Below are 22,577 nucleotides of genomic sequence, written 5' to 3'. Positions count from 1 at the left end.
AACCATTCTGTGACCGTCTGGCCGGTTGGCAGAGGACGCGTGACGCGCCGCCGAAGGGTGGGTTAACGGCGGGTGCGCCCGGGCACCGCGGCCGCCGCCACGGCCACAGCCGCGGCGAGCGCGGCGAGGCCCCACCCCAGCCCGGCGCCCACGGCGACGGCGCCGACGAGGAGCGGGCCCCCGGCGTCGCCCGCCTCCCGGCCGAGCTCGGCGCTGCCCATGGTGCGCCCCATCCGCTCGGCGGGAGTCGCGTCGGCGAGGTGCGCGAAGGCGAGGGGGGTGGCAGTGCCGATGCCGGCGCCGATGAGGAGCGCGGCGAGGTAGACCACGACGGCGCCGAGCTCCACGGGCGCGGACGGCACGAGGGCGGCCGCGGCGGCGCCGAGCACGATGGCGCCGAGGCCCGCGAGGATCCCGCTCCGGTCGGTGAGGCGCCCCGCGTCGCGCAGCCGCCCGATCCGCGGCTGGATGAGCGACGACGCGAGTGCGAGGACCGTCACGGCCGCCACCGCGGCCGCGGTCGGCAGCCCGATGTGCGCCGCGAGCGCGGGCAGGAAGCCCACCGCGGCGCCGAGGGAACCGGTCGCGGCCGCAAGCACGATGGTGGGCCCGAGGAACGAGCGCTCGCCGAGCTGCCGGGCCAGGTCCGCGAGGGTGTACCGGGGCCGGGGGAGTGGCTCGAGCCGGGGCATCGCGACGGCCACCCAGACCGCCACACCCACCCCGAGCAGCGCGAGGACGCCGAAGAGGGCAGCGAATCCGCCGAGGTAGAGTGCGGCGGCGCCGAGGAGGGGCCCGAGGGCGTAGCCGAGGCCCTTCCACGAGCCGTATCTGCCGAAGTACCGCCCCGTGAGGGGGCCCGCCAGCCGGGCCACGCTGGCCGAGGAAGCCGGCGAGAAGGCCGACGCGGCCGCGCCCTGGCCGAGCCGTGCCACTGCCAGAGTCCACGGCTCCTGGAGGACGGCGCCCACCAGGGAGGCGACGGCGAAGGCGAGCAGCCCCCCGACCACGACGGGCTTGGCCCCGATGCGGTCCGAGAGGGAGCCGAAGACCGGCTTGAGGAACACCTCGGCGAGGTCGTAGAGCGCGAGCAGGGCGCCGAGGGCGAGCAGGTTCAGCCCTACCTCACCGCTCTCGGCCCCCAGCCCTGCGGCGATGCTGTGCGCGCCGAACGCCGTGGTGAAGCCGGCCGCGTAGAGCGGCACGACGGCGCGGGCCGCAGGTGGGCTCGCGGGAGGGCGGGGGAGCGGATCCGGCACGGTGACGAGTGTAGGTGACGAGTGTAATGGTGCTGAATACGGTGCGTCGGAGTGCGCGTTGGAATGCCCGGGCGCCGCTTGCCGTTGCGCATCGTATGACCCTTCAGGACACCGATTCCGCCCTGCCCGGCCCCGCTTCCCCGCTCTCGAGCCTCTTCACCCCCTTCGACCTGGGCCCCCTGCGGCTGCCCAACCGCTTCGTCATGGCCCCGATGACGCGTGAGTTCTCGCCGGACGGGACCGTGACGGACGACGTCGCGGGCTACTATGAGCGCCGGGCCGCGGCCGGCGTCGGGCTCCTCATCACTGAGGGCGTGTACGTGTCGGAGGACTCGGGCCCGAGCACCCGCGTACCCCGTCTGTTCGGCGAGGCCCAGCTCGCGGCGTGGCGCGGACTCGTGGCACGCGTGCACGAGGCCGGAGGCAGGATCGTCCCGCAGCTGTGGCACCTCGGGGCGGCCCGCGGCGACCACGCCGAGTTCAACCCGGAACTGCCGAGCCTGAGCCCGTCCGGGATCGCACCGAACGGCAGGACGCGCGGCCGTGCGGCCACCCTTGAGGAGCTCGCCCGGATCCGCGACGACTTCGCCCGCGCCGCGGCGGCGGCCAAGGAGGCCGGGTTCGACGGCGTGGAGCTCCATGGCGCCCACGGCTACCTGCTCGACCAGTTCCTCTGGGCCGGGACCAACCGGCGGGACGACCAGTACGGCGGCTCGCTCGAGGCGCGCCTGCGCTTCCCCGCCGAGGTCGCCGCTGCCGTCCGTGCCGCCGTCGGCCCCGACTTCCCCGTCATCTTCCGCTTCTCCCAGTGGAAGTCCGGCGACTACGGCGCGCGCATCGCCGAGAGCCCCGAAGAGCTCGGCGTCATCCTCCGCACGCTCGCGGCGGCCGGCGTCTCCGCCTTCCATCCCTCCACCCGCCGCCACTGGGAGCCCGCGTTCCCTGACGTGGCCGAACCGGCGGACGCCCGCCTCGGCCTGGCGGGCTGGACCAGGAGGCTCTCCGGGCTTCCGGTCATCACGGTCGGCTCGGTCGGCCTGGACAACGAGTTCGAGGTGACGTGGCAGGAGGGGGGCCGCTCGGAGGTGCGCGGCCTCGAGACGCTCCTCGAGCAGTTCGCACGCGGTGAGTTCGACCTCGTCGCGGTGGGCCGCGTCCTCCTCTCGGACCCGGCGTGGGTCGCCAAGGTCCGCGACGGACGCACCGCTGAGATCCGCCCCTTCAGTGCCGAGGACAGGCTGAGCCTCTCCTGACCCTCACCCCCGGTGCGCCTGCCCAGGCCTGGGCGGCGCCCGTGGCACAGTGGAGGACGATGAAACTCAGCGCCGACCAGTCTGGACTCCGCGGTCTCCCCATGCCGCTGTGGCTCCAGGGGGTCGTGGAGTCGGTCCAGGCGATCCTGATCTCCGCCATGCTGACCCTTGTGGCTGTGTTCGGCGTGTGGGCCACGGGTGGCCTCGGACCGTGGCCGCCGGAGGCAGTCGCCCGGCTTGCCGGGCAGACGTGGCTCCTCGTCCATGGCGTCCCGCTCCACTTGAACCTCACCTCGGGTACCGGCGAGGCCGCCCAGTCCGTGTCGGGGACGCTGTCCCTGATCCCGCTCGGGCTCACGCTCGTGCCCGTGCTGCTCTCGTGGCGCGCGGGGCGCAGGCTCGCCCGCGCGTCGTACGCGGACACGCTCTGGCAGGGACTCGCCGGCGCGGCGGGCATCTACGCGGCGTTCGGCTTCGCCACCGCCTTCGTGTGCCGTACGCCGGAGGTCGGGGTGGGCATGGTCGCCGCGACGCTCATCCCACTCATCCCCGTGGGGCTCGGGCTCGTGGTCGGCGCCCGGCGGGAAGCCGGCTCCTGGGTCAGGCTCTTCGGGGTCGACGCCGTCGACTGGCTCGCCCGCACGGGACAGTACTCCCGGTGGGCCGGCACCTACGCCTGGGCCGTCGTGCGGGCCGGATTCCTGGCTGCGGTCGCGGCGCTCGGGCTCTCCGCGGCCCTGCTCGGCGTGGACCTGTTCTGGCGCTGGGCCGAGGCGGTGACCGTGTACGAGGGGGTCAGCGCCGGTGGTGTGGGCGGTGCCGCCATGACCCTCGGGCAGCTCGGCTACCTGCCGCACCTCGTCGTGTGGACGCTGGGCTGGGCCTCCGGGGCGGGTGTGACGCTCGGGACCGGTTCCACGGCGGGTGCCCTCGCCACGGCCGTGGGCCCCCTCCCGCCGGTCCCCGTGCTCGCCGCGGTCCCCACGGGGCCGCTCGTGTGGGCGCCCGCCGCGCTCGTCGTCCCGGTGCTGGCCGGGCTGCTCGGAGGATGGTGGTTCGTCCGGGAGGGCGAGGACCACTTCGACGAGTGGCTCTCCATCAAGGTCCGCGCACGGTGGTTCTCCGCGCCGGTCTCAGCGGTCTTCCTCGGCCTGTGCGTGGGAGCCGTCGCGGGCGCCTTGGCGGCAGGGCTCGCGTGGCTCACGAGCGGCTCCCTCGGCATCGGCCGGTTCACCGAACTCGGAGTCAGTTCCCTGTGGATGCTCGTCTGGGTCGGTGCGGAGACCGCCGTCGGAGCCTGCCTGGGCTACGCCCTGGGACCGTGGCTCGAGCGGTCGCGGACCGCCGAGGAGCCACGTCGCTCCCGCGTCCCCTGACCGCCGGGGCGCCGGTAAGGTGGACGCCATGCGCATCGTGGTCCTCGTCTCCGGCACCGGTTCCAACCTGCAGGCCGTCATCGACGCCGTCAAGGCCGGCGAGCTGGACGTGGAGATCGCCGCCGTCGGCGCGGACCGCGAGGGCACGTACGGCGTGGAACGCTCCGACGAGGCGGGCTTCGAGACGTTCGTGGTGAACTTCAACTCGTTCCCCACACGGGCCGAGTGGGATGCCGCCCTCACGGAGAAGGTCGCCTCGTATGCGCCGGACGTGGTGGTCTCGAGCGGCTTCATGCGGATCGTCAGCGAGGACTTCATCGCGCGCTTCGGCGGCCGGTACCTCAACACGCACCCGGCCCTGCTGCCGGCATTCCCTGGCGCGCACGGCGTGCGGGATGCGCTCGCCTACGGCGTCAAGGTCACCGGCTGCACGGTCCATTGGGCCGACGCCGGCGTGGACACCGGCCCGATCGTCGCCCAGGAGGCCGTCGCGATCGCCGACGGGGAGGACGAGGACACCCTGCACGAGCGCATCAAGGTCGTGGAGCGGCGGCTGCTCGTCGACGTGCTGCGCCGGCTCGCCGCCGGCGAGCTGAAGCCGCCCGCGCCCGCCCCCGCGGCACTCTGAGCTGCGGGCTCGGCACCCGGATCTCCCGGGCTGCCGGACCGCGGGGTCTGGACCACAACGGACGACGGCGCGTCCCCGCCGAAGCGGGCACGCGCCGTCGTGCGTCTGATGGGTTCAGAAGCTGCTGCCGGTCTGCGGACCGGAGTCGACGTCGCCGCGCCAACCGCCGGTCGCGCCGTTCGACTCGACGAACTCCTTGAAACGCTTCAGGTCCTTCTTGACCTGGGCGTCGTCGGCGCCGAAGGCGGCACCGATCTTCTCCGTCGCTGAGTTGGGATCCCACTGGAACTCGACGGACACGCGGGTCTCGCGGTCGCTGAGCGGCTGGAAGGAGACCACGCCGGCGTGGTCCACGCCGTCCGTGCTCTTCCAGGCAATGCGCTCGTCCGGGTGCTGCTCGGTGATGACCGTGTCGAACTCGCGCTCCTGTCCGCCGACCTTCGTGGTCCAGTGCAGGTGCGTGTCGTCCTGCTGGACTATGGACTCGACCCCGCCCATGAACTCCGGGAAAGACTCGAACTGGGTCCACTGGTTGTACGCCGTGGACACGGGGACCATGACATCGATCGCTTGCTGAACGGTGGACATGCGGTGCTCCTCGCCGATAGCGGTTTGGTGGACCTCAGGGGGCTACCCGCCCAGCTGCCGCCCAAACACCGCTCCTCTCCGCGATCAAACACCGCTCCTCTCCGCGATCAGTCGAGGGACTGCTGCCGAGTCTCCGGCGCGGACGCTGCCATCCACGCCACGGACAGCAGCACGAGGGCCCCCGCAAGGGCGAAGGAGACCGCCAGACCGAGGGCCGGCCAGAACCAGGCGGCGAACACGAGCGGTCCCACGCCCGCCCCGATCCGCGAGAAGGTCGAGGCCCACCCGAATCCCGAGCCCCGCAGCTCGGTGGGATACAGCTCGGAGACGTACGCGTACAGCACCGGGATGGCCACCTGCACCACGAAGCCGAACGCCAGGAGCCAGCCCACCGCGGCGGCCGGGACATCCACTACCCACGCCACGACCACGAGGGTGAGCGCCGAGAGCGGGCCCGTGATGGCGAGGATCCACTTACGGCCCACGCGCTCCACGAGCAGTGCGGCGACGATGACGCCGAGGAGGCCGACTGCCGCCATCCCCGCTGTGGTGAGGAACGCCCGGTAGTCGGCGAATCCCGCACCGATGAGGATCTTGGGCATCCACGTGAGCGCGAGGTAGTAGACGAGCAGGACGCTGAAGAACAGCGCCCAGGCAACCCCCGTGACCTTCCAGTCGTACCGCCAGACCCGCACCAGCTGGGTGACCCAGCTGCCGGGGGAGAGCCTCGGCACCTCGTGGGGCTCCGGGAGGCGGTACTCCACCGCCTCGGCGCCCGTCCGGGCCACGAGGGCGTCGATCACGGCCCGGGCCTCCGCCGCGCGGCCCTTGCGGAGGAGGAACAGCGGCGACTCCGGCACGCCGCGGCGCACCCAGAACACGAGGAGTGCCGGCAGCACCATCACCAGCAGCGGAAGCCGCCAGTCGGCGAAGGTCCCCACGAGCCACGCCGACACGAACCCGCACAGCGCCGCCCCCACCGGCCACCAGCCGTCCATCGCCGTCAGCACGCGGCCGCGCTCGCGCCTGGGCGTGAACTCGCCCACGAGCGCGTAGTCCACGGGGACGCAGCCGCCGAGGCCGAACCCGGCAAGGAACCGGAAGACGCTGAACCAGACGATGTCAGGGCTCAGCGCACCGGCGAGGGTGAAGACCGAGAAGATCAGCAGGGTCGCGGTGAACGCGGCCTTGCGGCCGACCGTGTCCGCGATGGTCCCCCAGGCGAACGCTCCCACCGCCATGCCGATGAGGTTGGCGGTGCCGATCCACGCGGCGTCGGCCGGCGCGAGGCTCCAGTGGGCCGAGAGCAGGGGGATCAGGACGCCGTTGAGCGTCACATCCCAGGCGTCGAACATGAATCCCAGGCCGCCGACCACGAAGATCCGGCCCTGGACGCCCCAGCGCCACGGCAGGCTCTGCACGACGGCGTCGCCCGTGGGCAGCGCGGTGGAGGTGCTCATGGGAGAACTGTAGGCGAGCCGCTGCGGCGCGCGCCCCCTCTGCCCGGCTGGCTACTGTGCGGCCTTCGCCTTCGCCTTGGCCTTCACGGTGGCGGCCTTGGCCTTCGCAGCCTCGACCTTCGCCTTCGCGGGCCGGCGCTTCCGGTCGACCAGCAGGGCCGCCCCGATCGCTGCGAGCCAGACGTCCTTGGCCATCGCGGTGCCGGCCTGCGTGGGGCGGACGCCGTCGTCCTGCGTGAGGCCGGGCGTCTTGGCGTAGACGGCCAGCAGCCCGCCGGAGAAGGCCGTCAGGCCCAGGGCGGCGAGCCTCGTCGGCACGAACGGGGCCAGGAGCGCCGCCCCGAGGACGATCTCGCCCGATGCGACGGCCTTGCCGAACTTCTCCGGCGGGACCTGCTCGGCCTGGGGGAAGGCGTTGGCCGTCATGTCCCGCAGGCCTTCCGCGCGCTCGGCGTCCAGCTTGAGCTTGGACACGCCCGAATTGAGGATGAACGCTCCCGCGGCTGCGCGGAGGATGGCGTGGCTGAGGCTGAATCCCATGATGGCCCTTCTCTGGTGGCGGTGGTGCGCGGAGGTTCTCGCCCACCCAGACTATTGGCGCCAGACAAGCACGGGCACTCCGGGGCGTCAATCCTTCCGGCGATAGAATGGCTGCGCCTACCCCCCATGCGCCGAGAGAGACGAGTGCCCTGTGATCCAGCTTGACCGTGTTCCCATCCGACGTGCCCTGATCTCGGTCTACGACAAGACGGGCCTCGAGGAGCTCGCGTCCGGTCTGCATGCTGCAGGGGTCCGCATCGTCTCCACCGGCTCGACCGCCAAGAAGATCGCCGCGGCGGGCGTCCCGGTGCAGGAGGTCGAGGAGGTCACCGGATCGCCGGAGATGCTCGACGGCCGGGTCAAGACCCTCCACCCCCGGGTGCACGGCGGCATCCTCGCGGACCGCCGCGTCCCCGAGCACATGGAGACCCTCGAGCGCATGGACATCGAGGCGTTCGACCTCGTCGTCGTGAACCTGTACCCGTTCGTCGAGACCGTCCGCTCCGGCGCCGGCATGGACGAGGTCGTCGAGCAGATCGACATCGGCGGTCCCGCGATGGTGCGCTCGGCCGCGAAGAACCATGCCGCCGTCGCCATCGTCGTGGACCCGGGCTTCTACGGCGACGTCGTCTCCGCCGCGCAGTCCGGCGGCTTCGACCTGCGCACCCGTCAGCGGCTCGCGGCAAAGGCTTTCGCGCACACCGCCGCCTATGACACGGCGGTGGCGACGTGGACGGCAAGCCAGTTCCCCGATGAGGACGAGAGCGGCGCGGTGCACTGGCCCGCGTACGCCGGGCTCGCCCTCGAGCGCTCCGAGGTGCTCCGCTACGGCGAGAACCCCCACCAGCCGGCCGCGCTGTACGTGGACAGGGCCGCCCCGGCGGGCATCGCCCAGGCGGACCAGCTGCACGGCAAGGCCATGAGCTACAACAACTTCGTCGACGCCGACGCCGCCCTGCGCGCCGCGTTCGACTTCGACGAGCCCGCCGTCGCGGTCGTCAAGCACGCGAACCCCTGCGGCATCGCCGTCGCCACTCCCGGCGCCGAGGACCCGATCGCGGACGCGCACCGCAAGGCCCACGCGTGCGATCCCATCTCGGCATTCGGCGGCGTGATCGCCGCGAACCGCACGGTGACGCGCGGGATGGCCGAGACGGTGGCCGGCATCTTCACCGAGGTGGTGATCGCCCCGGACTTTGAGCCGGAGGCGGTGGAGATCCTGTCGAAGAAGAAGAACATCCGCCTGCTCGCGCTTCCCGAGGGCTACAGCCGCTACCCCACGGAGATCAAGCAGATCTCCGGAGGCGTCCTCGCCCAGGTCGCCGACACGTTCGCGGCCGACGGCGATTCCCCCTCGGCCTGGACGCTCGCCGCCGGCGACGCGGCCGACGACGCGACGCTCGCCGACCTCGCCTTCGCCTGGCGTGCCTCGCGCGCCGCGAAGTCGAACGCGATCCTGCTCGCCAAGGACGGGGCCTCGGTGGGCATCGGCATGGGCCAGGTCAACCGGGTCGACTCGTGCCGCCTCGCCGTGGAGCGGGCCAACACGCTGGGAGTCGAGGTCACGTCCGACGTCGACTCGGCCGGCGGTGCGTCCGGCACCGGCGGTTCCGGCTCGGCGCCGGAGCGGGCACGTGGCGCGGTCGCGGCGTCGGATGCCTTCTTCCCGTTTGCCGACGGGCTCCAGATCCTCATCGATGCGGGAGTCAAGGCGGTGGTCCAGCCCGGCGGCTCGGTGCGGGACGAGGAGGTCGTCGAGGCTGCGAAGGCGGCCGGGATCACGATGTACTTCACGGGGTCGCGCCACTTCTTCCACTGACACGCGCCGAGGGGGGCCTGACGTGGCCAGGCCCCCTCGTGCCCTTCCTGCACACACGGGGGAGGGAGCCGGGACGGCCCGGCTCCCTCCCTCATGTTGTCAGCCCTGAGAGACGTAGACCGACTGGTACGCGAGGCTGTTTGCCGACGAACAGATGGTCATGACGTTCGCGGCCAAGGACGTGTTCGAGGCGAGGACTTCGGCGAAATTGAAGTCGCCGAGGAGGGTCTCGCGTCCGGGCAGCAGCTCGGCGGACTCGGCGGCGAGCTCAGAAACGGTGATCGTGGTCATGGTGATCAACTCCTGCTGATGAAGGGGGTGTGTGTTCGGGACGGGTCAGTGCTGGAACGCACCGATGATCTGCACGGCGTCCGCGTTGGCGACGGAGCCGATGGTTGCTGCGTTGACCGCGATCGCCAGGTTGACGGCGACGATCGGGGCCACATTGATGTCGATGAGCATGGTGTCGCGCTGCGGGAGCAGCTCGGCGAGCTCGTCGGTGATCTCTGCCGGGGCGAGAGGCGTCATGGATTCCTCCTCGAGTGGGGCTGTCGGTGGGGTGCTCGGCGCCGTGGGGAGCGACGCCGAGCGCCCAGACCGGCGGGGTTCTAGTACTGCGTGATCGAGACGGCCTGGAGAGCGCCGCTGTTGGCGACCGAGCCCCAGGTCTCGGCGTTGATGGCGTATGAGGCGTTCTGAGCCTGGACCAGCGCCATGTTGAGGTCGAACACGAGGGTCTCGCGGGTGGGGAGCATCTCCACCGACTCGGCGGCGAGCTCTGCGGGGGTGAGCTTCTGCATGGTTGTCACCTCCTTCCAAGGATCGGTGGGGTTTCCTTCAGAACGTGGTCAGCTGTGGTGGCCGAAGGGGAACCAGCGGGTCGTGTGGCGGCGTGCCGTGGCATGGGCCGCGGCACCCTGGGCGCGGGCCGGAGGCGGCGGGTGAGGGCGGCGATGATCTGGAGCGCGACGTTTGACAGGACCAGGACGGCCCCGAGGGCCGGAAGGGCGAGCATCACCATCGCAAGGGCGGAGAGCGCCGCGTCCACGGGGCGCCCGGTGGTGGCCGCAGCGACGAGGTGCTGGGCATGCAGCACGGCGGCCCCTGCGGCCTGCTGGACGATGAACGGCAGGCTGATGGCGAGCCATACCAGGACTCCGAGGAGGAATGGCACCACGATCAGGACCCAGGAGGTCACGATCCAGCGCGACACCGGCCTCAGCTCCAGCACGCGGGGATCCGCCGGCCGCCCGGGCAGGAGGCTCCGCAGTACCGGGCCAACCCTCGAGAACAGGTCGGGGACTCCCGCGAGGTCGGCGAGGACGAAGTAGCCGTCGAGCCGGATCGTGGGCGGCAACTGCTGGACCATCTGCAGCTGGGTCAGGACCACGAGGAGGAGCAGCAGCGGGCTGTGGGACATCAGGAAGCCGGCTCCGGCTGTGAGCACCCAGAGCATGTGGAAGTAGAGGCCGCCGAGGTCGGTGCGGAGGCGGGCGCCTCTCGAGAGACGGTACGAGTCGGTGACGTCCGTGTAGAAGGCGGGGAAGACGAGGTAGAGGCCCACTCCGATCACTCCCGGGGTCGCGCCGCCATATCTGCAGGCGGTTGCGTGGCCCAGTTCGTGGACTAGGGCCCCCACCGTCATGAGGGCGAAGAGCATCAGGAGCATCGACGGAGTCACGAGGACATCCATCAGGGCGCCGATGGCATTCGCCGAGAGGAGCAGCTTGAGGTCGAGGGCCACGAGGCTCGCGCACGCCAGGATGACCACGGGTGGCCAGTACAGCGGGCTCAGGAGATAGGAGAGGCGCTCGACTGCACGCCGGGGGAAGATCGTGGTCTTCCCCCGCAGGGCCAGGAGCGGAGTGGCGCGCGGCGCTGCTGCGGGCACAGCAGCGGCGTCCGGCTGGACCAGGAGTCCGAGCGGGGCCAGCTTCTGCTCGGCAAGGAGGGAGAGCCCATCGGCGTCGAGCTCGCGGCCGAAGGCGTGGCTCACGCGCCGGGCGAGTTCCTCGAGGGGCAGGGGGGTGGTTGCCTTGGCGACGATGATGTTCAGCAGTTCGCTGAGCTGGACTACTTGACCGTCTCCACGCCGGACCAGATAGGTGCTGTGGTTGAGGCCGGACCCGGAGACTGGCCCGAGCAGCTCGAGCCCCTCGGGGCGCTGCCACCGGACGTCCGGGACGGCAGCGGACACTGAGGCCAGTTCCTGTGTCATGGTCTCCTCCTGCGGGAAGGTTGGAGCGTGCTTTGCGGGTGGGCCAAGCGGGGGTGGGCCGGGGGCGGCGGGCTGAAGGAAGCCGTCCCCGGCTGCCCAGGGGACGTCAGGACTGCGTGACGTAGATCGTCTGGACCGCAGCGCTGTTGGCCTGCGAGAAGAGCGTGCCGACGTTGAGCGCGAGGGACGAGTTGGTCGCCCAGATGCCCACTGTGTTGTAGTCCCACAGCAGGGTGTCGCGGCCCGGCAGGAGCTCGACGGTCTCGGCGGCCAGTTCGGCGGTGGTGATCTTGGTCATATGACTCATCTCCTTGGTGGGTGAGCGATTGCGTGTCAATCGCCGCAATAAGTACATCGAATGGAGTGTTATCTCCGCGTTATCGATCCATTACCGAGCCGGCGTGCGGGAACTCCTTCGCTGGCATTCGTCCGCTGGCATGGCAGAGGCCCCGCGCACAGGATCTCTGCGGGCGGGGCCTCGAGCGGTCGGGAGCGCGGGGGGAGGGCGCTCCTCAGGAGCCGGAGTCGACCTGCAGGCGCGTCTCCACGGCAGCCCCGGTGTCTGCGGCGATGACAGCGCGAGCCCGCTCTACGGCGTCGTGCGCTGAGGATTGCGCGCGAGCCGAGAGTATGGCGGCGGGGGCCGAAGCGGCCGCATTCAGGTCGACGCCGAGGGCCTGCTCGATCCCGAGCACGATGCTCCGCGCGGACGGCGAGAGGTCACGCTGCTGCCGGCCGACGAGGATGTACTGGATAGCTACGGTCTGGGTGTTGCAGCCCGTGCAGCCTTCGTTGACGGCGATTGAGCTGTTGTTGGCGATGATGGAGCGAGCGTCCGCTGTCGCGATGATCTGGACTGACACAGCGGCCGACGACGCCCAGTCGCCTGTCGTGTAGGCAGTGGCCAGATTGTTCGCGGTAAGGGTGGAGGCACCGGGAGACGTGAGGACCTGCAGCGTCACCGCCGTGCCGGAACAGCCTGCGCACGAGTTCTCCACGGAGGCAGAGGCGGACGCCGGGCCGCCGTTGGGTCGGAGCGGACCCACCACGACGGCAGAGTCGACGGCATTCGGGCGGTGGGGGCTGGGGATGGCTCGGGAGGCGACGTGCATATAGCGCCCCCAGGCGATCCCCGGGGGCGGGCCAGCGGCAGCGGATGCCGGGAGGGCCGGGGCGGCCCAGAGGGCGGCGGCAAGGGTCCCGGCGGCCACCGCCCTCACGAGCGCGAACGCAGGGGACAGGGAACGTCGGTTCTGGGCAGGGCGCATTGTTCAGCTCTCCTTCTGGGGCTGCCTGTACATCGCTTGCTGGGGCTGCCGGTACATTGTGGTGACCGCGGCGGGTCCCGACGCAGCCAGGGTCCGCCCGTTCCCGAGCTGCTCGTCGGTGACAAGCCTCTCGAGTCTCGTGGAGGGCTCGATGCCCATCTCCTCGGCGAGGCGGCGGCGGAAGTCCTCATAGGTGCGCCGCGCGCCGGCCCCGTTTCCAGCGCTCATCTGCCCGCGGATCACGAGCGCCTGCGCTGATTCCCGCAGTGGCTCGATCGCGGCGGCGCTCATCGCGGCCGCCACCGCAGCTTCGGGGCGGTTCTCGCCCAGATGCCGGCGGGCCATGGATTCCAGCGCGGCGATCCGGAGCTGCCGGAGACGCTCCTGCTCGAACAGGAGCCAGTCGTCATACCACCCGGGAAGGAGCTCGGCGGAGTACAGCAGGTCTGTGAGTCCCGGGGCCGGCTCCGCCCCCGTGACGGCACTGTCAACGGCGTCACGGAGACGGTCGAGGTCGACGTTCACGTTCTCTGCCAGACTGAGCGGGTCAGTGGTCTCGGCGAGGAGGCCCGGGAGCTGGTGCCTGATCTTGAAGACGGCGACTCGGAGGCTGCTCGCGGCCTGATGCTCGCTGCTTTCGGGCCACAGGAGGCCCGCGATGTAAGTGCGTGGCCTGGGGCCGAGAAGCGCGAGCGCTGCGATCACCCTCTGCTGGCGGCTGCCGACGGACTGCGACGTCCCTCGCCGAGTCAGCTGCCAGCGGCCCAGAAGATGCAGTTCCCACGACATCGCTCACGCGCCCCTATTGACGAAAGCCCTCGGGTGGCTCCGTCCCCCATCGTGGCGGGAGGTTCGGCGCGCCCTGACGAACGATTCCAGTGTGACAATGCCGAGATAATCCAGTCAATGGATTTATCCACATCAACCGGATTGTCAAGCAATGGGAAGCGTGCTGTCGAGTCGGAACGCTCGTCTCGTCAGCGCCCATCCTGCACGGCATGGGCCGCCGAGCGGCTCAGTCGCCCTGCTGCTTCTCCAGCCATGAGCGGACCGCGGCGACAGCGGAGTCGACGTCGGCGACCACGGCCGAGGACGCCGGCTCGCGCGGACCCTCGGACGTGAGGACCCGGACCCTGAGCCCGTGTGGCGACGAATCGGGCTCCCGCCACACTCGGAGTACCAGCGTTCCCAGCTCGTCGAGTGCGTTGTCGTGCGCGTCGCCGTGCTCGGCGGCGGCGGAATGCTGTCCCAATGATCTCCCCTGAATGCCTACAGCCTCAATGCTCCTGCGGCCTGCGCAAGAGCCTTCTGTCCCCTCAGGGGAAGTGTAGGGCCAGCAGCGCCGATGATCGCGCGGCCATCCTTGACACGAGCGTGCTTCGGTGATCGTCTCTGTGCCTCTCGTCACGAAACCGGCCGCCGCCGCGGCACTCCGGTAAGTTAAGGATGTTGACATAGCAGCACCCACGCACACTGCGGCGAATGCCCACGCGCACATCGAACGCCGCGGTCTGCCCCAGCGTTCGCAGGAGGCGCCCACCCATGGCCACCATCATCTACACGCACACGGACGAGGCGCCGATGCTGGCGACCCACTCGTTCCTGCCGATCGTCAAGGCCTACTCCTCGGCTGCGGGCGTCGACATCGAGACGCGGGACATCTCCCTCGCGGGCCGCATCATTGCCGTCTTCGGCGACTACCTGACGCCGGAGCAGCAGCAGCCGGACGCGCTTGCCGAGCTGGGTGCGCTCGCGAAGACGCCCGAGGCCAATATCATCAAGCTCCCCAACATCTCGGCGTCGATCCCGCAGCTCAAGGCAGCGATCGCCGAGCTCCAGTCCCAGGGCTACGCCCTCCCGGACTACCCGGACAACCCCTCCTCCGACGAGGAGACGGACATCCGCTCGCGCTACGACAAGGTCAAGGGCTCCGCGGTCAACCCTGTGCTCCGCGAGGGCAACTCGGACCGCCGCGCGCCACTGTCGGTGAAGAACTACGCGCGCAAGAACCCGCACTCCATGGGGGCATGGAGCGCTGACTCGAAGACGAACGTCGCCACCATGGCCGCTGACGACTTCCGCTCCAACGAGAAGTCTGTGGTCCTGCCCGCGGACGACTCCCTGACCATCCAGCTCGTGCTCCCCGACGGCGCCGTCAAGGAGCTCAAGAAGGGCATCTCCGTGCTGGCCGGCGAGATCGTGGACGGCACGTTCATGAGCGCCGCTGCCCTCGACGACTTCCTGAGGGCCCAGGTCGCACGGGCCAAGGAAGAAGGCGTCCTCTTCTCCGCGCACCTGAAGGCCACGATGATGAAGGTCTCGGACCCGATCATCTTCGGCCACGTCGTCGCGGCGTACTTCTCGGAGCTGTTCGAGACCTACGGCAAGCAGCTCGCCGCGGCGGGCCTCAGCCCCAACAATGGCCTCGCCTCCATCCTCGCGGGCCTCGATGCCCTGCCCGAGGATGTCCGCGACGGCGTGAAGGCCCTCATCCAGAAGGGCCTCACTGACGGACCCGACCTCGCCATGGTCGATTCGGACAAGGGGATCACGAACCTCAACGTGCCCTCCGACGTGATCGTGGACGCGTCCATGCCCGCCATGATCCGCATCGGCGGCCACATGTGGGGTCCCGACGGCAAGGAGCACGATACGCTCGCCGTCCTCCCCGACTCCTCCTATGCGGGCGTGTACCAGGCTGTGATCGACGACTGCCGCGAGCATGGCGCCCTCGACCCCACGACGATGGGCACCGTTCCGAACGTGGGCCTCATGGCCCAGGCTGCCGAGGAGTACGGCAGCCACGACAAGACGTTCGAGATCCCGGCCGACGGCACCCTCCAGGTGGTCAACCGCGCCGGCGATGTGCTGATCGAACACCGCGTGCAGGCCGGGGACATCTGGCGCGCGTGCCAGACCAAGGACGTGCCCGTCCGCGACTGGGTCAAGCTCGCCGTGAACCGCGCCCGCGCCACGGACACTCCGGCGGTGTTCTGGCTCGATGAGACCCGTGCCCACGACCGCAACGTGATTGCCAAGGTCAAGGAGTACCTGGCCGAGCACGACACCGAGGGCCTGACCATCAAGATCCTCGCCCCGGCCGAGGCCACCACGTACACGCTCGAGCGCCTCCGCAAGGGCGAGGACACCATCTCCGTCACGGGCAACGTGCTGCGCGACTACCTCACGGACCTCTTCCCGATCCTCGAGCTCGGCACGAGCGCGAAGATGCTGTCCATCGTTCCCCTTATCGCGGGCGGCGGCCTCTTCGAGACCGGCGCGGGCGGCTCCGCGCCGAAGCACGTGCAGCAGCTCATCAACGAGGACTACCTCCGCTGGGACAGCCTCGGCGAGTTCTTCGCCCTCGTGCCCTCCTTCGAGCTCTACGCCGAGCAGGCTGGCCAGCCGGCCGCCAAGGTCCTCGCCGACACTCTGGACCGCGCCACCGGAACCTTCCTCGAGGAGAACAAGTCTCCGGGCCGCAAGCTCGGCACCATCGACAACCGCGGCTCGCACTTCTACCTTGCCCAGTACTGGGCGCAGGAGCTTGCGAAGCAGACGGACGACGCCGCGCTCGCAGCAGCCTTCGGCCCCGTCGCCGAGGCGCTGACCTCGCAGGAGGAGACGATCGTCTCCGAGCTCCTCGCGGTGCAGGGCCACCCGGTGGACCTCGGTGGCTACTACCACCCCGACGAGGCCAAGGCCTCCGCGGCGATGCGCCCATCGGCGACCCTCAACGCGGTGGTGGACGGCATGGGCAAGTAGCAGTCCGGTCCAATAGCGTTCGACGGCGCCCCCGCCGCCGGTGAGATCCCTCGCCGGCGAAGGGGGCGCCGTCGTCATCGGGTCGTCATCGGCTTTGACACTCGCTGCTGGATCAGAGAGCATTAGTTGAAACTTCAATTGAAAATTGGAGTAGCTTGGCCGCATTCCGGCCCCTCGTCCACCGACAGGAAGGGACCCTATGTCCTCCTCGCGCAGCGTCGCCTCAGATATCGCCCGTACTGTGCTCCGCGTTGCCCTCGGCGCCGTGTTCTTCGCCCACGGCTGGCAGAAGTTCTTCGAGTACACGATCCCCGGCGCCCAGGGTGCCTTCGCCCAGATGGGCGTTCCTGCTGCCCAGCTCGCCGCGCCGATCTCGGCCGGACTCGAGCTCATCGGCGGGGCGCTCCTCGTCGTGGGCCTCCTGACCCGGGTGGCCGGTGCGCTCCTCGCCGTCGAGATGCTGTCGGCGCTCTTCCTCGTCCACATCTCGGCAGGCATGTTCGTCGAGAAGGGCGGCATGGAGCTCGTCCTCATCCTCGCCGCAGCCTCGGCCGCTGTGGCCCTCGTCGGTCCGGGGCGCCTCTCGCTCGATGCCGCGCTGTTCGGGCGCCGGACCGGCAAGCTCGCCCTGCTCGCTGCCTGACGCGTTCCCTAGACGCAGCGCTGCGCCCCGCGCCCCCGGTGATCTTCTCGCCGGAGACGCGGGGCGTCGTCGTGCGCGGGCAACGGGACTAGACGGACGCCATGGCTAGACCGACGCCATGGCGGGGGACCGGTGACGACGGAGGAGCGTCCCCGTGCCGAGCCCGGCTCCCAGGCCCAGGATGAGCGCCGCTGCCGCGAGCAGCAGGGCCATGGGCAGCGTCACGTTGCCGGCGAGGTCCTCCGCGAGCGCGGCCAGGCACACGCCGGGCGTCTGCGTCGCGTGTGCCGCCTGAGACGGCTCCGGAACCGAGGCGCCCGCCGACCGACGTGCGTCCGCCGACTCTCGTGTGCCGGGTGCCGACGCCGACGAGGCAGTGGCGGACAAGGCCTGTGCCGGCACGACGGCCGCCGGTGCAGGCGCCGCACCCTCCCGGATTCCGCCGGCTGCGGGGCCGGACGGGGCAGAGGCGGGGTTCTGCGCCGGTGCTGTGTCCGCGCAGTCGGCGGTTCCGGAGTCGGCACTGCCGTTGGGGGCGCTGCCGGTCACGGTGCCGTCACCGGGCGCAGCAGCGTCGTCGTCGGCCACCGTCCCGGTCCCTGTCCCGCTGCCGGGGAGGGTAGACCCACCCGGTGCGGTGCCGGCTCCCGGGGCGGTCGCGTCACCGGGAACAGTGATTCCCCCGGGAACGGTGACGCCACCGGGCGCAGTGCAGCCGCACGGGGTGGTGCCGCCAGCCTGGGCCGGGGGAGTGGATGGGCTGGTGCCCTCAGTGCCGCAGCCCCCTGCCGGAAGCGTCGCGCCCGACCCTCCGACGTTCACGGCGAGAGGCACGGTGAGGCACGCCTGCGGCTCCGTCGCGATCGCGATGCCGCCGACTGTGCCGCCTGTTCCGCTGTGCCCGATGCCGCCCGCTGTGATCACGGTGGGAGCGGCCAGTGCGAGGGTCGGGTCCGTGACGGCGGTGATGCCGCCGCCAAGGGCGGGAGCCCCGTGGCCAGTGGTCGGGTGGCTTCCCGTCCCGTTGACTGCGGGCCCCGGCGTGGGCACGGCGGGTGCCGGCACAGGGGCGGCGGGTGCCGGCGCCGTCGTGCCTCCGGGCACTCCGCCGATGGTCACGGCGGTAGGCGCTGACAGCGCGACGGCAGGTGCGGTGACGGCGGTGATGCCGCCGCCTGAGACCGGGGCGCCGCCCGCATCGATGGCGCCAACCGTGACCGCGGTCGGTGCGGTGAGCGTGAGCACGGGGTCGGTGGCAGCCGTGAGCAAAGGCGAGGTCACGGTGTGTTGGGCCGGATCGGGTCCGGCGGGGTCGGTGGCCGCGCTCGCGTTGGCAGCGACCTGGCCCAGGCCGAGCAGGCCTCCGGCCACCAGCGTGCCGAGCATGGCTCGGCGCATGAGGGTGTTCATGGTTGGTACTCCTGACAAGATGATGGATGGCGCGCGTGGCGCCGGGGAACGAGGTGCCTGCCACAGGGCAGGCCTGTCCCCTCTAGTCGGGAGTAGAACCGGGGTCGAACGCTGGCGGCTCGGGCAGCCGGCCGGGTGCAGAGGGCAGGAGTAGACCGCGACGCGCCATCAGTATCAGGCCGAACGCGCCAGCGGCGAGGGCGAGGCTCGCTCCGCCGCTCGTCTGCCCCGATGCCTGGTCTCCGAGCGAGATCGGCGCCAGTGGCAGCACCGGGGCGGTGGGGGCTGCGGGCGCGGGAAGTGACAGGGCCGGCAAGACGGCAGCGGCACGATCGACAGCGATCACAGCATCCACGACGGGCACTGCGGCACCTTCAAGGAGCGCGCGGACGGCCTCAGCCTGGGTGGCCGGGGCGGGAGCCTCGCCTGCGGAAGGCTGCTCGGGGGGGCCCGCATCTGGCCTCGATGACTGCGCGGAATCGGCGGAGACCGCAGTGGCCGGGGACTGGGTGACAGCGGCTCCAGGAGCGCTTCCGGGGGGCTCGGCCTGCGGTTGCAGGACGGCCGCCATGGGAGCAAGGACTGGTGTGAGCACCGTATCGGCGCGCTCGGTGATTCCTGCCACCGTTCCGCTGACTGTCCCCACAGCCGTCGACGCCGTGGACGCAACCTCGGTCAGGACGGGCTCGACCGCCGGTCCGAGGGAGGAGAGCGCACCGCCGGTGACCGGAGCCGCCGACGAGGCGACGCTCTGGACGGTCGAGACGACGGGGGCGGTCTGGACAGTCGTCTGGGCGGTCGAGACGACGGGGGCCGTGACTGCGCCGGTGAGGGTTGGAACAGACCCGGCCGGATCCGGGACGGCCACGGGCGCCGGCTGCGCGGCGGCTGGCGCGGTGGCGGCTGAATCGATGAGGTTGCCGACGGGGGTTGCAGCCTGGGCGCCTGCGCCGGAGAGGACCAGCCAGACGAACGCGAGGCCGGCGGCGGCAGCCGCGTGGCGGGCAGCCGAGACGAGCCACGCGCGCCACACCGCACCGCTGCTCATCCGTGCCCTCCTCCCCAGCAAGGCAGGCCTGCTCTGGCAGGCCACTCGCCGGTCATCCTAGGCATGGCATTCCGGCGTCGTCCAGACCCGGATCAGGCCCGTTGGTCGTTCGGGTACCTGATCCCGAGCTGGTGGCGGACCCCGTCGAACAGGCGCATCGTGTCCAGGGAGTGGCGCCACGGCATGGTCGGGCTCTCCGTGAGGCCCTGCTGGATGCACCGGACGGCCTCGCGCAGCTCATACACGTAGCCGCGGCCCACCACCTCGATCCGTTCCGCCCGGGGCGGATCCCAGCCGCGGCGCACCACGAGCTCCGTCGGGTTGTTCACGCTGCCCACGCTCGTGAGGACGCCCTCGGTGCCTGCAACCGTGGCGGTGCGAGAACCGTGCGCGACGAGAGAGGAGACGAGGGTCGCGAGCTGGCCGCCGCTGTAGGAGAGCGTGAGGATGTTCTGCTCATCCACGCCCTCCTCGTTGAGACTCCCGACGGCGGTGAGCGAGTCCGGGAACCCGAGCGCCCCCACGGCCCACAGCAGCGGGTAGACGGTGAGGTCCAGCAGCGCACCGCCACCCGCGACGACCGCCCAGATCCTGTTCAGCGGGTCCTTCGGCGCTGGGAATCCGAGGTCCGCCGACACCCACTGGACCTCGCCGATTTCCCCGGACTCGATGATCTCGAACGCGCGGAGCATCCCCGGGACGAACCGGCTCCAGACGGCCTCCATGAGGAACAGGCCCTTCGCCGCGGCGAGGTCTACGAGCTCCTGGGCCTCGTGGGCGTTGACGGTGAAGGACTTCTCGACGAGAACACCCTTGCCGGCCTCGAGGGCGGCCTTGGCGACGAGGTGGTGCTGGCCGTGCGGCGTCGCGACATACACGATGTCGACGTCGGGATCCTCCACGAGCTGCATGTACCCCGGGGTCCCGCCCTGGTCCGCGTACGCGTGCGCGGCGCCGAACTCGCGGGCGAACGCGAGCGAGCGCTCGTGGTACCTCGAGCTGACAGCATGCAGGGCGGCGTCGGGCAGGAGTGCGAGATCCCGAGCCACGGTCCGGGCGATGGCCCCCGTGGCCACGATGCCCCAGCGGACGGTGCGCCCGGTCGGCTCGAGCGGGTCGTCGTTGCGCTGGAGCGACAGCCAGGGCCGTTGGATGTGGCGCGTCATGGGGCCATCCTTCCACGCGAGGGGAGCCTCGCCTCGCTGGACGCGCACCCCTCCGGCGGGCAGGATCAGAGCATGGGGATCCTCCGTCTTGTGCGCGCCTACCCGGCTGTGGCCGCGGCCCTCCTCGTCCTCGCCGTCTCGCTCGTCCTCGCGGCCTCAGGCCAAGGCGTGGCCGCCCAGGCGGTGGCGACAGCGTTCGCGGGGGCGATGGCTGCCTGGACGCTCGTGGGCATGGTCCGCGAGATCCTCCGGGGGCACTGGGGCCTGGACATCCTTGCCGTCACGGCGATTGTGGCCACGCTCCTCGTCGGCGAGTACATCGCCGGCGTGATCATCGTCCTCATGCTCTCCGGCGGCGAGGCCCTCGAGGACTACGCGGCCGGCCGGGCGCGGCGGGAACTGACAGCGCTCCTGGACCGCGCGCCCCGCGCGGCGCACCGCCAGCTCCCCGATGGCACGGTTGAGGACATCCCCCTCGAGGGCGTGGCACCGGGCGACCTCCTCGTGGTCCGGCCTTCAGAGGTGGTCCCCGTCGACGGCGTCCTCGAATCCGAGGCGGCCACCTTCGACGAGTCCTCCCTCACCGGAGAGAGCCTGCCCGTGGACCGGATGGCGGGGGAGCCGGTCCTGTCCGGCACGCTCAACGGCACGGTCGCCGCTGTGATCCGGGCGAGTGCCACGGTGGCCGACAGCCAGTTCTCGCAGATCGTCGCCCTTGTGCGGGAGGCCGCCGAGAGCCGAGCCCCCGTGGTGCGCCTCGCGGACCGGTACGCCGTGCCATTCACCCTCCTCGCGCTGGCCCTCGCCGGTCTGGGCTGGTGGCTCTCCGGGGATCCCCACCGGTTCGCCGAGGTTCTCGTCGTGGCGACCCCGTGCCCGCTGCTGATCGCCGCGCCCGTCGCGTTCATGGGCGGCATGAGCCGTGCCGCGAAGAACGGGGTGATCGTGAAGGGTGGAGCGGTCCTGGAGCTGCTGGCCCGCGTCAGGACCGCGGCGTTCGACAAGACGGGCACCCTCACCCGCGGGCGCCCCGAGCTCGTTGCCGTCCGTCCTGAGCGCGGGTTCGACGCCGAGGAGCTCCTCACACTCACGGCCTCCGCGGAGCAGTACTCGTCCCACGCGCTGGCAGCCTCTGTGGTCGAGGCTGCTGCCGCGCAGGGCGTCGACCTCCTGCCCGGTTCGGGGGCCGAGGAGGCAGCGACGAACGGCGTGCTCGCGCAGATCGGCGGCCAGCGCATCCTCGTGGGCAAGCGTGCCTTCGTCGCGCAGGAGACCGGCGCCGCGGTGGCCGAGCCCCCGCTCGAGCCGGGTGAGCTCGCCGTCTACGTGGCGGTGGACAGGGCGTTCGCGGGCGTCGTCGTGCTCCGCGACCAGGCGCGCCCGGAGGCCCGCGCGACGCTCGCTCGGCTGGGCGAGCTCGGCGCGCGCCACACGCTCATGCTCACGGGCGACGGCGCCTCGACCGCCCACGCGATCGCGCGCCAGCTCGGGGTCTCGGACGTGCGTGCCGAGCTCCTGCCGCTGGACAAGGTGGAGATCGTACGGGCGGCGGAGCCGCGCCCTGTGCTCATGGTGGGCGACGGCGTCAACGACGCCCCCGTGCTGGCCGCCGCGGACGTGGGGATCGCGATGGGCGCGCGCGGCTCGACCGCCGCGAGCGAGTCCGCGGACGCGGTGATCCTCGTGGACGACATCTCCCGCACCGCCGCCGCCATCGAAATCTCCCAGCACACGGTGCGCGTGGCCCTGCAGTCGATCTGGCTCGGCATCGCGCTGAGCGTGGGCCTCATGCTCGTCGCGCTGACCGGGGTGCTGCCGGCCGTCGCCGGTGCACTGCTCCAGGAGCTCGTGGACCTTGCCACCATCCTCAATGCGCTGCGGGCCGTGGGCGGCGGCCGCCTCACGGCAGCGGCGGCCGCCCCCGTGAAGGGGACGGCCGCCGCCGTGGGTGCTGGCGGGGACGGCTAGGGTGTCACCGTCGCCATGAACACGTCTTCATCCGGCCCCGCGGCACTGCTGTTGCGGGTGTCGGACCAGACGGTATTCGCCGCCCGGCCCTCCCCGCCCGTAAAGATCCGGATCTGACTTTGCCTCTCCCACACGCAGAGGCGGCCGCCCCCGCGAAGGGGACGGCCG

The 22,577-nt window shown here is 71.2% G+C and carries 22 protein-coding genes; 7 read left to right on the top strand and 15 right to left on the bottom strand.

The features are described 5' to 3' along the window. Positions 1-62: 62 nt before the first annotated feature. Positions 63-1,259: an MFS transporter gene (locus IE231_RS08600; RefSeq protein ID WP_189693523.1), complete on the bottom strand. Its 1,197-nt coding sequence runs from the start codon at positions 1,257-1,259 to the stop codon at positions 63-65. Between the two features lie 95 nt (positions 1,260-1,354). Here IE231_RS08600 and IE231_RS08595 point away from each other — a divergent pair, with 95 nt between their 5' ends. From IE231_RS08595 to purN, 3 genes are read left to right on the top strand one after another with little or no spacing between them, the layout of a single operon-like run. After that, a complete protein-coding gene (locus IE231_RS08595) occupies positions 1,355-2,512 on the top strand; it encodes an NADH:flavin oxidoreductase (protein ID WP_189693522.1) in 1,158 nt (385 codons plus the stop codon). Between the two features lie 59 nt (positions 2,513-2,571). Continuing rightward, positions 2,572-3,888, top strand: coding sequence for a cell division protein PerM (locus IE231_RS08590; protein ID WP_189693521.1), 1,317 nt, complete (start codon positions 2,572-2,574; stop codon positions 3,886-3,888). A gap of 28 nt (positions 3,889-3,916) precedes the next feature. Continuing rightward, a complete protein-coding gene (gene purN / locus IE231_RS08585; protein WP_189693520.1) occupies positions 3,917-4,516 on the top strand; it encodes a phosphoribosylglycinamide formyltransferase in 600 nt (199 codons plus the stop codon). Between the two features lie 114 nt (positions 4,517-4,630). Here purN and IE231_RS08580 read toward each other — a convergent pair whose 3' ends face one another. From IE231_RS08580 to IE231_RS08570, 3 genes are all read right to left on the bottom strand, one after another. Continuing rightward, positions 4,631-5,104 (bottom strand): SRPBCC family protein, encoded by a 474-nt coding sequence (locus IE231_RS08580; protein WP_189693519.1) that lies wholly within the window; start codon positions 5,102-5,104, stop codon positions 4,631-4,633. 107 nt (positions 5,105-5,211) lie between these two features. After that, the gene (locus tag IE231_RS08575; RefSeq protein WP_189693518.1) at positions 5,212-6,564 is read right to left on the bottom strand and encodes an MFS transporter; all 1,353 of its coding nucleotides are present in this window, start codon (positions 6,562-6,564) and stop codon (positions 5,212-5,214) included. Between the two features lie 51 nt (positions 6,565-6,615). Beyond that, complete coding sequence (locus IE231_RS08570) at positions 6,616-7,104, bottom strand: DoxX family membrane protein (RefSeq protein ID WP_189693517.1); 489 nt, start codon at positions 7,102-7,104, stop codon at positions 6,616-6,618. A 154-nt stretch (positions 7,105-7,258) separates the two neighbouring features. Here IE231_RS08570 and purH point away from each other — a divergent pair, with 154 nt between their 5' ends. Further along, on the top strand, positions 7,259-8,923 hold the full coding sequence (gene purH, locus IE231_RS08565) for a bifunctional phosphoribosylaminoimidazolecarboxamide formyltransferase/IMP cyclohydrolase (RefSeq protein ID WP_189693602.1): 1,665 nt from the start codon (positions 7,259-7,261) through the stop codon (positions 8,921-8,923). 99 nt (positions 8,924-9,022) lie between these two features. Here the strand turns inward: purH and IE231_RS08560 are convergent, their stop codons facing one another. The 8 genes from IE231_RS08560 to IE231_RS08525 form a co-directional block, all read right to left on the bottom strand. Beyond that, positions 9,023-9,214, bottom strand: coding sequence for a hypothetical protein (locus tag IE231_RS08560; protein ID WP_189693516.1), 192 nt, complete (start codon positions 9,212-9,214; stop codon positions 9,023-9,025). Positions 9,215-9,259: 45 nt separating this feature from the next. After that, positions 9,260-9,451, bottom strand: coding sequence for a hypothetical protein (locus IE231_RS08555; protein WP_189693515.1), 192 nt, complete (start codon positions 9,449-9,451; stop codon positions 9,260-9,262). Positions 9,452-9,531: 80 nt separating this feature from the next. Next, the gene (locus IE231_RS08550; RefSeq protein ID WP_189693514.1) at positions 9,532-9,723 is read right to left on the bottom strand and encodes a hypothetical protein; all 192 of its coding nucleotides are present in this window, start codon (positions 9,721-9,723) and stop codon (positions 9,532-9,534) included. A 5-nt stretch (positions 9,724-9,728) separates the two neighbouring features. After that, on the bottom strand, positions 9,729-11,141 hold the full coding sequence (locus IE231_RS08545; RefSeq protein ID WP_189693513.1) for a hypothetical protein: 1,413 nt from the start codon (positions 11,139-11,141) through the stop codon (positions 9,729-9,731). A gap of 106 nt (positions 11,142-11,247) precedes the next feature. Continuing rightward, a complete protein-coding gene (locus IE231_RS08540) occupies positions 11,248-11,439 on the bottom strand; it encodes a hypothetical protein (RefSeq protein ID WP_189693512.1) in 192 nt (63 codons plus the stop codon). A gap of 214 nt (positions 11,440-11,653) precedes the next feature. After that, positions 11,654-12,409 (bottom strand): hypothetical protein, encoded by a 756-nt coding sequence (locus tag IE231_RS08535; RefSeq protein ID WP_189693511.1) that lies wholly within the window; start codon positions 12,407-12,409, stop codon positions 11,654-11,656. A 3-nt stretch (positions 12,410-12,412) separates the two neighbouring features. Beyond that, positions 12,413-13,198 carry an AfsR/SARP family transcriptional regulator gene (locus tag IE231_RS08530; protein WP_189693510.1) on the bottom strand — a complete coding sequence of 262 codons (786 nt, stop codon included), beginning with the start codon at positions 13,196-13,198 and terminating at the stop codon, positions 12,413-12,415. A 226-nt stretch (positions 13,199-13,424) separates the two neighbouring features. Beyond that, positions 13,425-13,661 (bottom strand): hypothetical protein, encoded by a 237-nt coding sequence (locus IE231_RS08525; RefSeq protein WP_189693509.1) that lies wholly within the window; start codon positions 13,659-13,661, stop codon positions 13,425-13,427. 290 nt (positions 13,662-13,951) lie between these two features. On the opposite strand from IE231_RS08525, the gene IE231_RS08520 reads away from it, so the two are divergent. Both IE231_RS08520 and IE231_RS08515 read left to right on the top strand, forming a co-directional pair. After that, entirely contained in the window at positions 13,952-16,174 is a 2,223-nt protein-coding gene (locus IE231_RS08520; RefSeq protein ID WP_189693508.1) for an NADP-dependent isocitrate dehydrogenase, read from the top strand. A gap of 199 nt (positions 16,175-16,373) precedes the next feature. Beyond that, the gene (locus tag IE231_RS08515) at positions 16,374-16,817 is read left to right on the top strand and encodes a DoxX family protein (protein WP_189693507.1); all 444 of its coding nucleotides are present in this window, start codon (positions 16,374-16,376) and stop codon (positions 16,815-16,817) included. A gap of 105 nt (positions 16,818-16,922) precedes the next feature. Here the strand turns inward: IE231_RS08515 and IE231_RS08510 are convergent, their stop codons facing one another. From IE231_RS08510 to IE231_RS08500, 3 genes are all read right to left on the bottom strand, one after another. Beyond that, positions 16,923-18,227 (bottom strand): MotB domain-containing protein, encoded by a 1,305-nt coding sequence (locus IE231_RS08510; RefSeq protein WP_189693506.1) that lies wholly within the window; start codon positions 18,225-18,227, stop codon positions 16,923-16,925. A gap of 82 nt (positions 18,228-18,309) precedes the next feature. After that, positions 18,310-19,275 carry a hypothetical protein gene (locus tag IE231_RS08505; RefSeq protein ID WP_189693505.1) on the bottom strand — a complete coding sequence of 322 codons (966 nt, stop codon included), beginning with the start codon at positions 19,273-19,275 and terminating at the stop codon, positions 18,310-18,312. 92 nt (positions 19,276-19,367) lie between these two features. After that, positions 19,368-20,441, bottom strand: coding sequence for a Gfo/Idh/MocA family protein (locus IE231_RS08500; RefSeq protein ID WP_189693504.1), 1,074 nt, complete (start codon positions 20,439-20,441; stop codon positions 19,368-19,370). A 72-nt stretch (positions 20,442-20,513) separates the two neighbouring features. On the opposite strand from IE231_RS08500, the gene IE231_RS08495 reads away from it, so the two are divergent. After that, on the top strand, positions 20,514-22,409 hold the full coding sequence (locus IE231_RS08495) for a heavy metal translocating P-type ATPase (protein ID WP_189693503.1): 1,896 nt from the start codon (positions 20,514-20,516) through the stop codon (positions 22,407-22,409). The last annotated feature ends 168 nt before the right edge of the window (positions 22,410-22,577 follow it).

Origin of the sequence: Sinomonas cellulolyticus, from assembly GCF_014656475.1 — a bacterium.
GTDB lineage: Bacteria > Actinomycetota > Actinomycetes > Actinomycetales > Micrococcaceae > Sinomonas > Sinomonas cellulolyticus.
Note: the sequence above shows the minus strand (reverse complement) of the source record. Positions and strands in the feature narration are given on the sequence as shown.

Excerpts from the sequence above, each read along its gene's own strand:
- IE231_RS08495 (WP_189693503.1), top strand. The coding sequence starts at position 20,514 with ATGGGGATCCTCCGTCTTGTGCGCGCCTACCCGGCTGTGGCCGCGGCC.
- IE231_RS08575 (WP_189693518.1), bottom strand. The coding sequence starts at position 6,564 with ATGAGCACCTCCACCGCGCTGCCCACGGGCGACGCCGTCGTGCAGAGC.
- IE231_RS08515 (WP_189693507.1), top strand. The coding sequence starts at position 16,374 with ATGTCCTCCTCGCGCAGCGTCGCCTCAGATATCGCCCGTACTGTGCTC.
- IE231_RS08580 (WP_189693519.1), bottom strand. The coding sequence starts at position 5,104 with ATGTCCACCGTTCAGCAAGCGATCGATGTCATGGTCCCCGTGTCCACG.
- IE231_RS08545 (WP_189693513.1), bottom strand. The coding sequence starts at position 11,141 with ATGACACAGGAACTGGCCTCAGTGTCCGCTGCCGTCCCGGACGTCCGG.
- IE231_RS08590 (WP_189693521.1), top strand. The coding sequence starts at position 2,572 with ATGAAACTCAGCGCCGACCAGTCTGGACTCCGCGGTCTCCCCATGCCG.
- IE231_RS08520 (WP_189693508.1), top strand. The coding sequence starts at position 13,952 with ATGGCCACCATCATCTACACGCACACGGACGAGGCGCCGATGCTGGCG.
- IE231_RS08535 (WP_189693511.1), bottom strand. The coding sequence starts at position 12,409 with ATGCGCCCTGCCCAGAACCGACGTTCCCTGTCCCCTGCGTTCGCGCTC.
- IE231_RS08555 (WP_189693515.1), bottom strand. The coding sequence starts at position 9,451 with ATGACGCCTCTCGCCCCGGCAGAGATCACCGACGAGCTCGCCGAGCTG.
- IE231_RS08550 (WP_189693514.1), bottom strand. The coding sequence starts at position 9,723 with ATGCAGAAGCTCACCCCCGCAGAGCTCGCCGCCGAGTCGGTGGAGATG.
- IE231_RS08560 (WP_189693516.1), bottom strand. The coding sequence starts at position 9,214 with ATGACCACGATCACCGTTTCTGAGCTCGCCGCCGAGTCCGCCGAGCTG.
- IE231_RS08510 (WP_189693506.1), bottom strand. The coding sequence starts at position 18,227 with ATGAACACCCTCATGCGCCGAGCCATGCTCGGCACGCTGGTGGCCGGA.
- IE231_RS08540 (WP_189693512.1), bottom strand. The coding sequence starts at position 11,439 with ATGACCAAGATCACCACCGCCGAACTGGCCGCCGAGACCGTCGAGCTC.
- IE231_RS08500 (WP_189693504.1), bottom strand. The coding sequence starts at position 20,441 with ATGACGCGCCACATCCAACGGCCCTGGCTGTCGCTCCAGCGCAACGAC.
- IE231_RS08570 (WP_189693517.1), bottom strand. The coding sequence starts at position 7,104 with ATGGGATTCAGCCTCAGCCACGCCATCCTCCGCGCAGCCGCGGGAGCG.
- purN (WP_189693520.1), top strand. The coding sequence starts at position 3,917 with ATGCGCATCGTGGTCCTCGTCTCCGGCACCGGTTCCAACCTGCAGGCC.
- IE231_RS08505 (WP_189693505.1), bottom strand. The coding sequence starts at position 19,275 with ATGAGCAGCGGTGCGGTGTGGCGCGCGTGGCTCGTCTCGGCTGCCCGC.
- IE231_RS08595 (WP_189693522.1), top strand. The coding sequence starts at position 1,355 with ATGACCCTTCAGGACACCGATTCCGCCCTGCCCGGCCCCGCTTCCCCG.
- IE231_RS08530 (WP_189693510.1), bottom strand. The coding sequence starts at position 13,198 with ATGTCGTGGGAACTGCATCTTCTGGGCCGCTGGCAGCTGACTCGGCGA.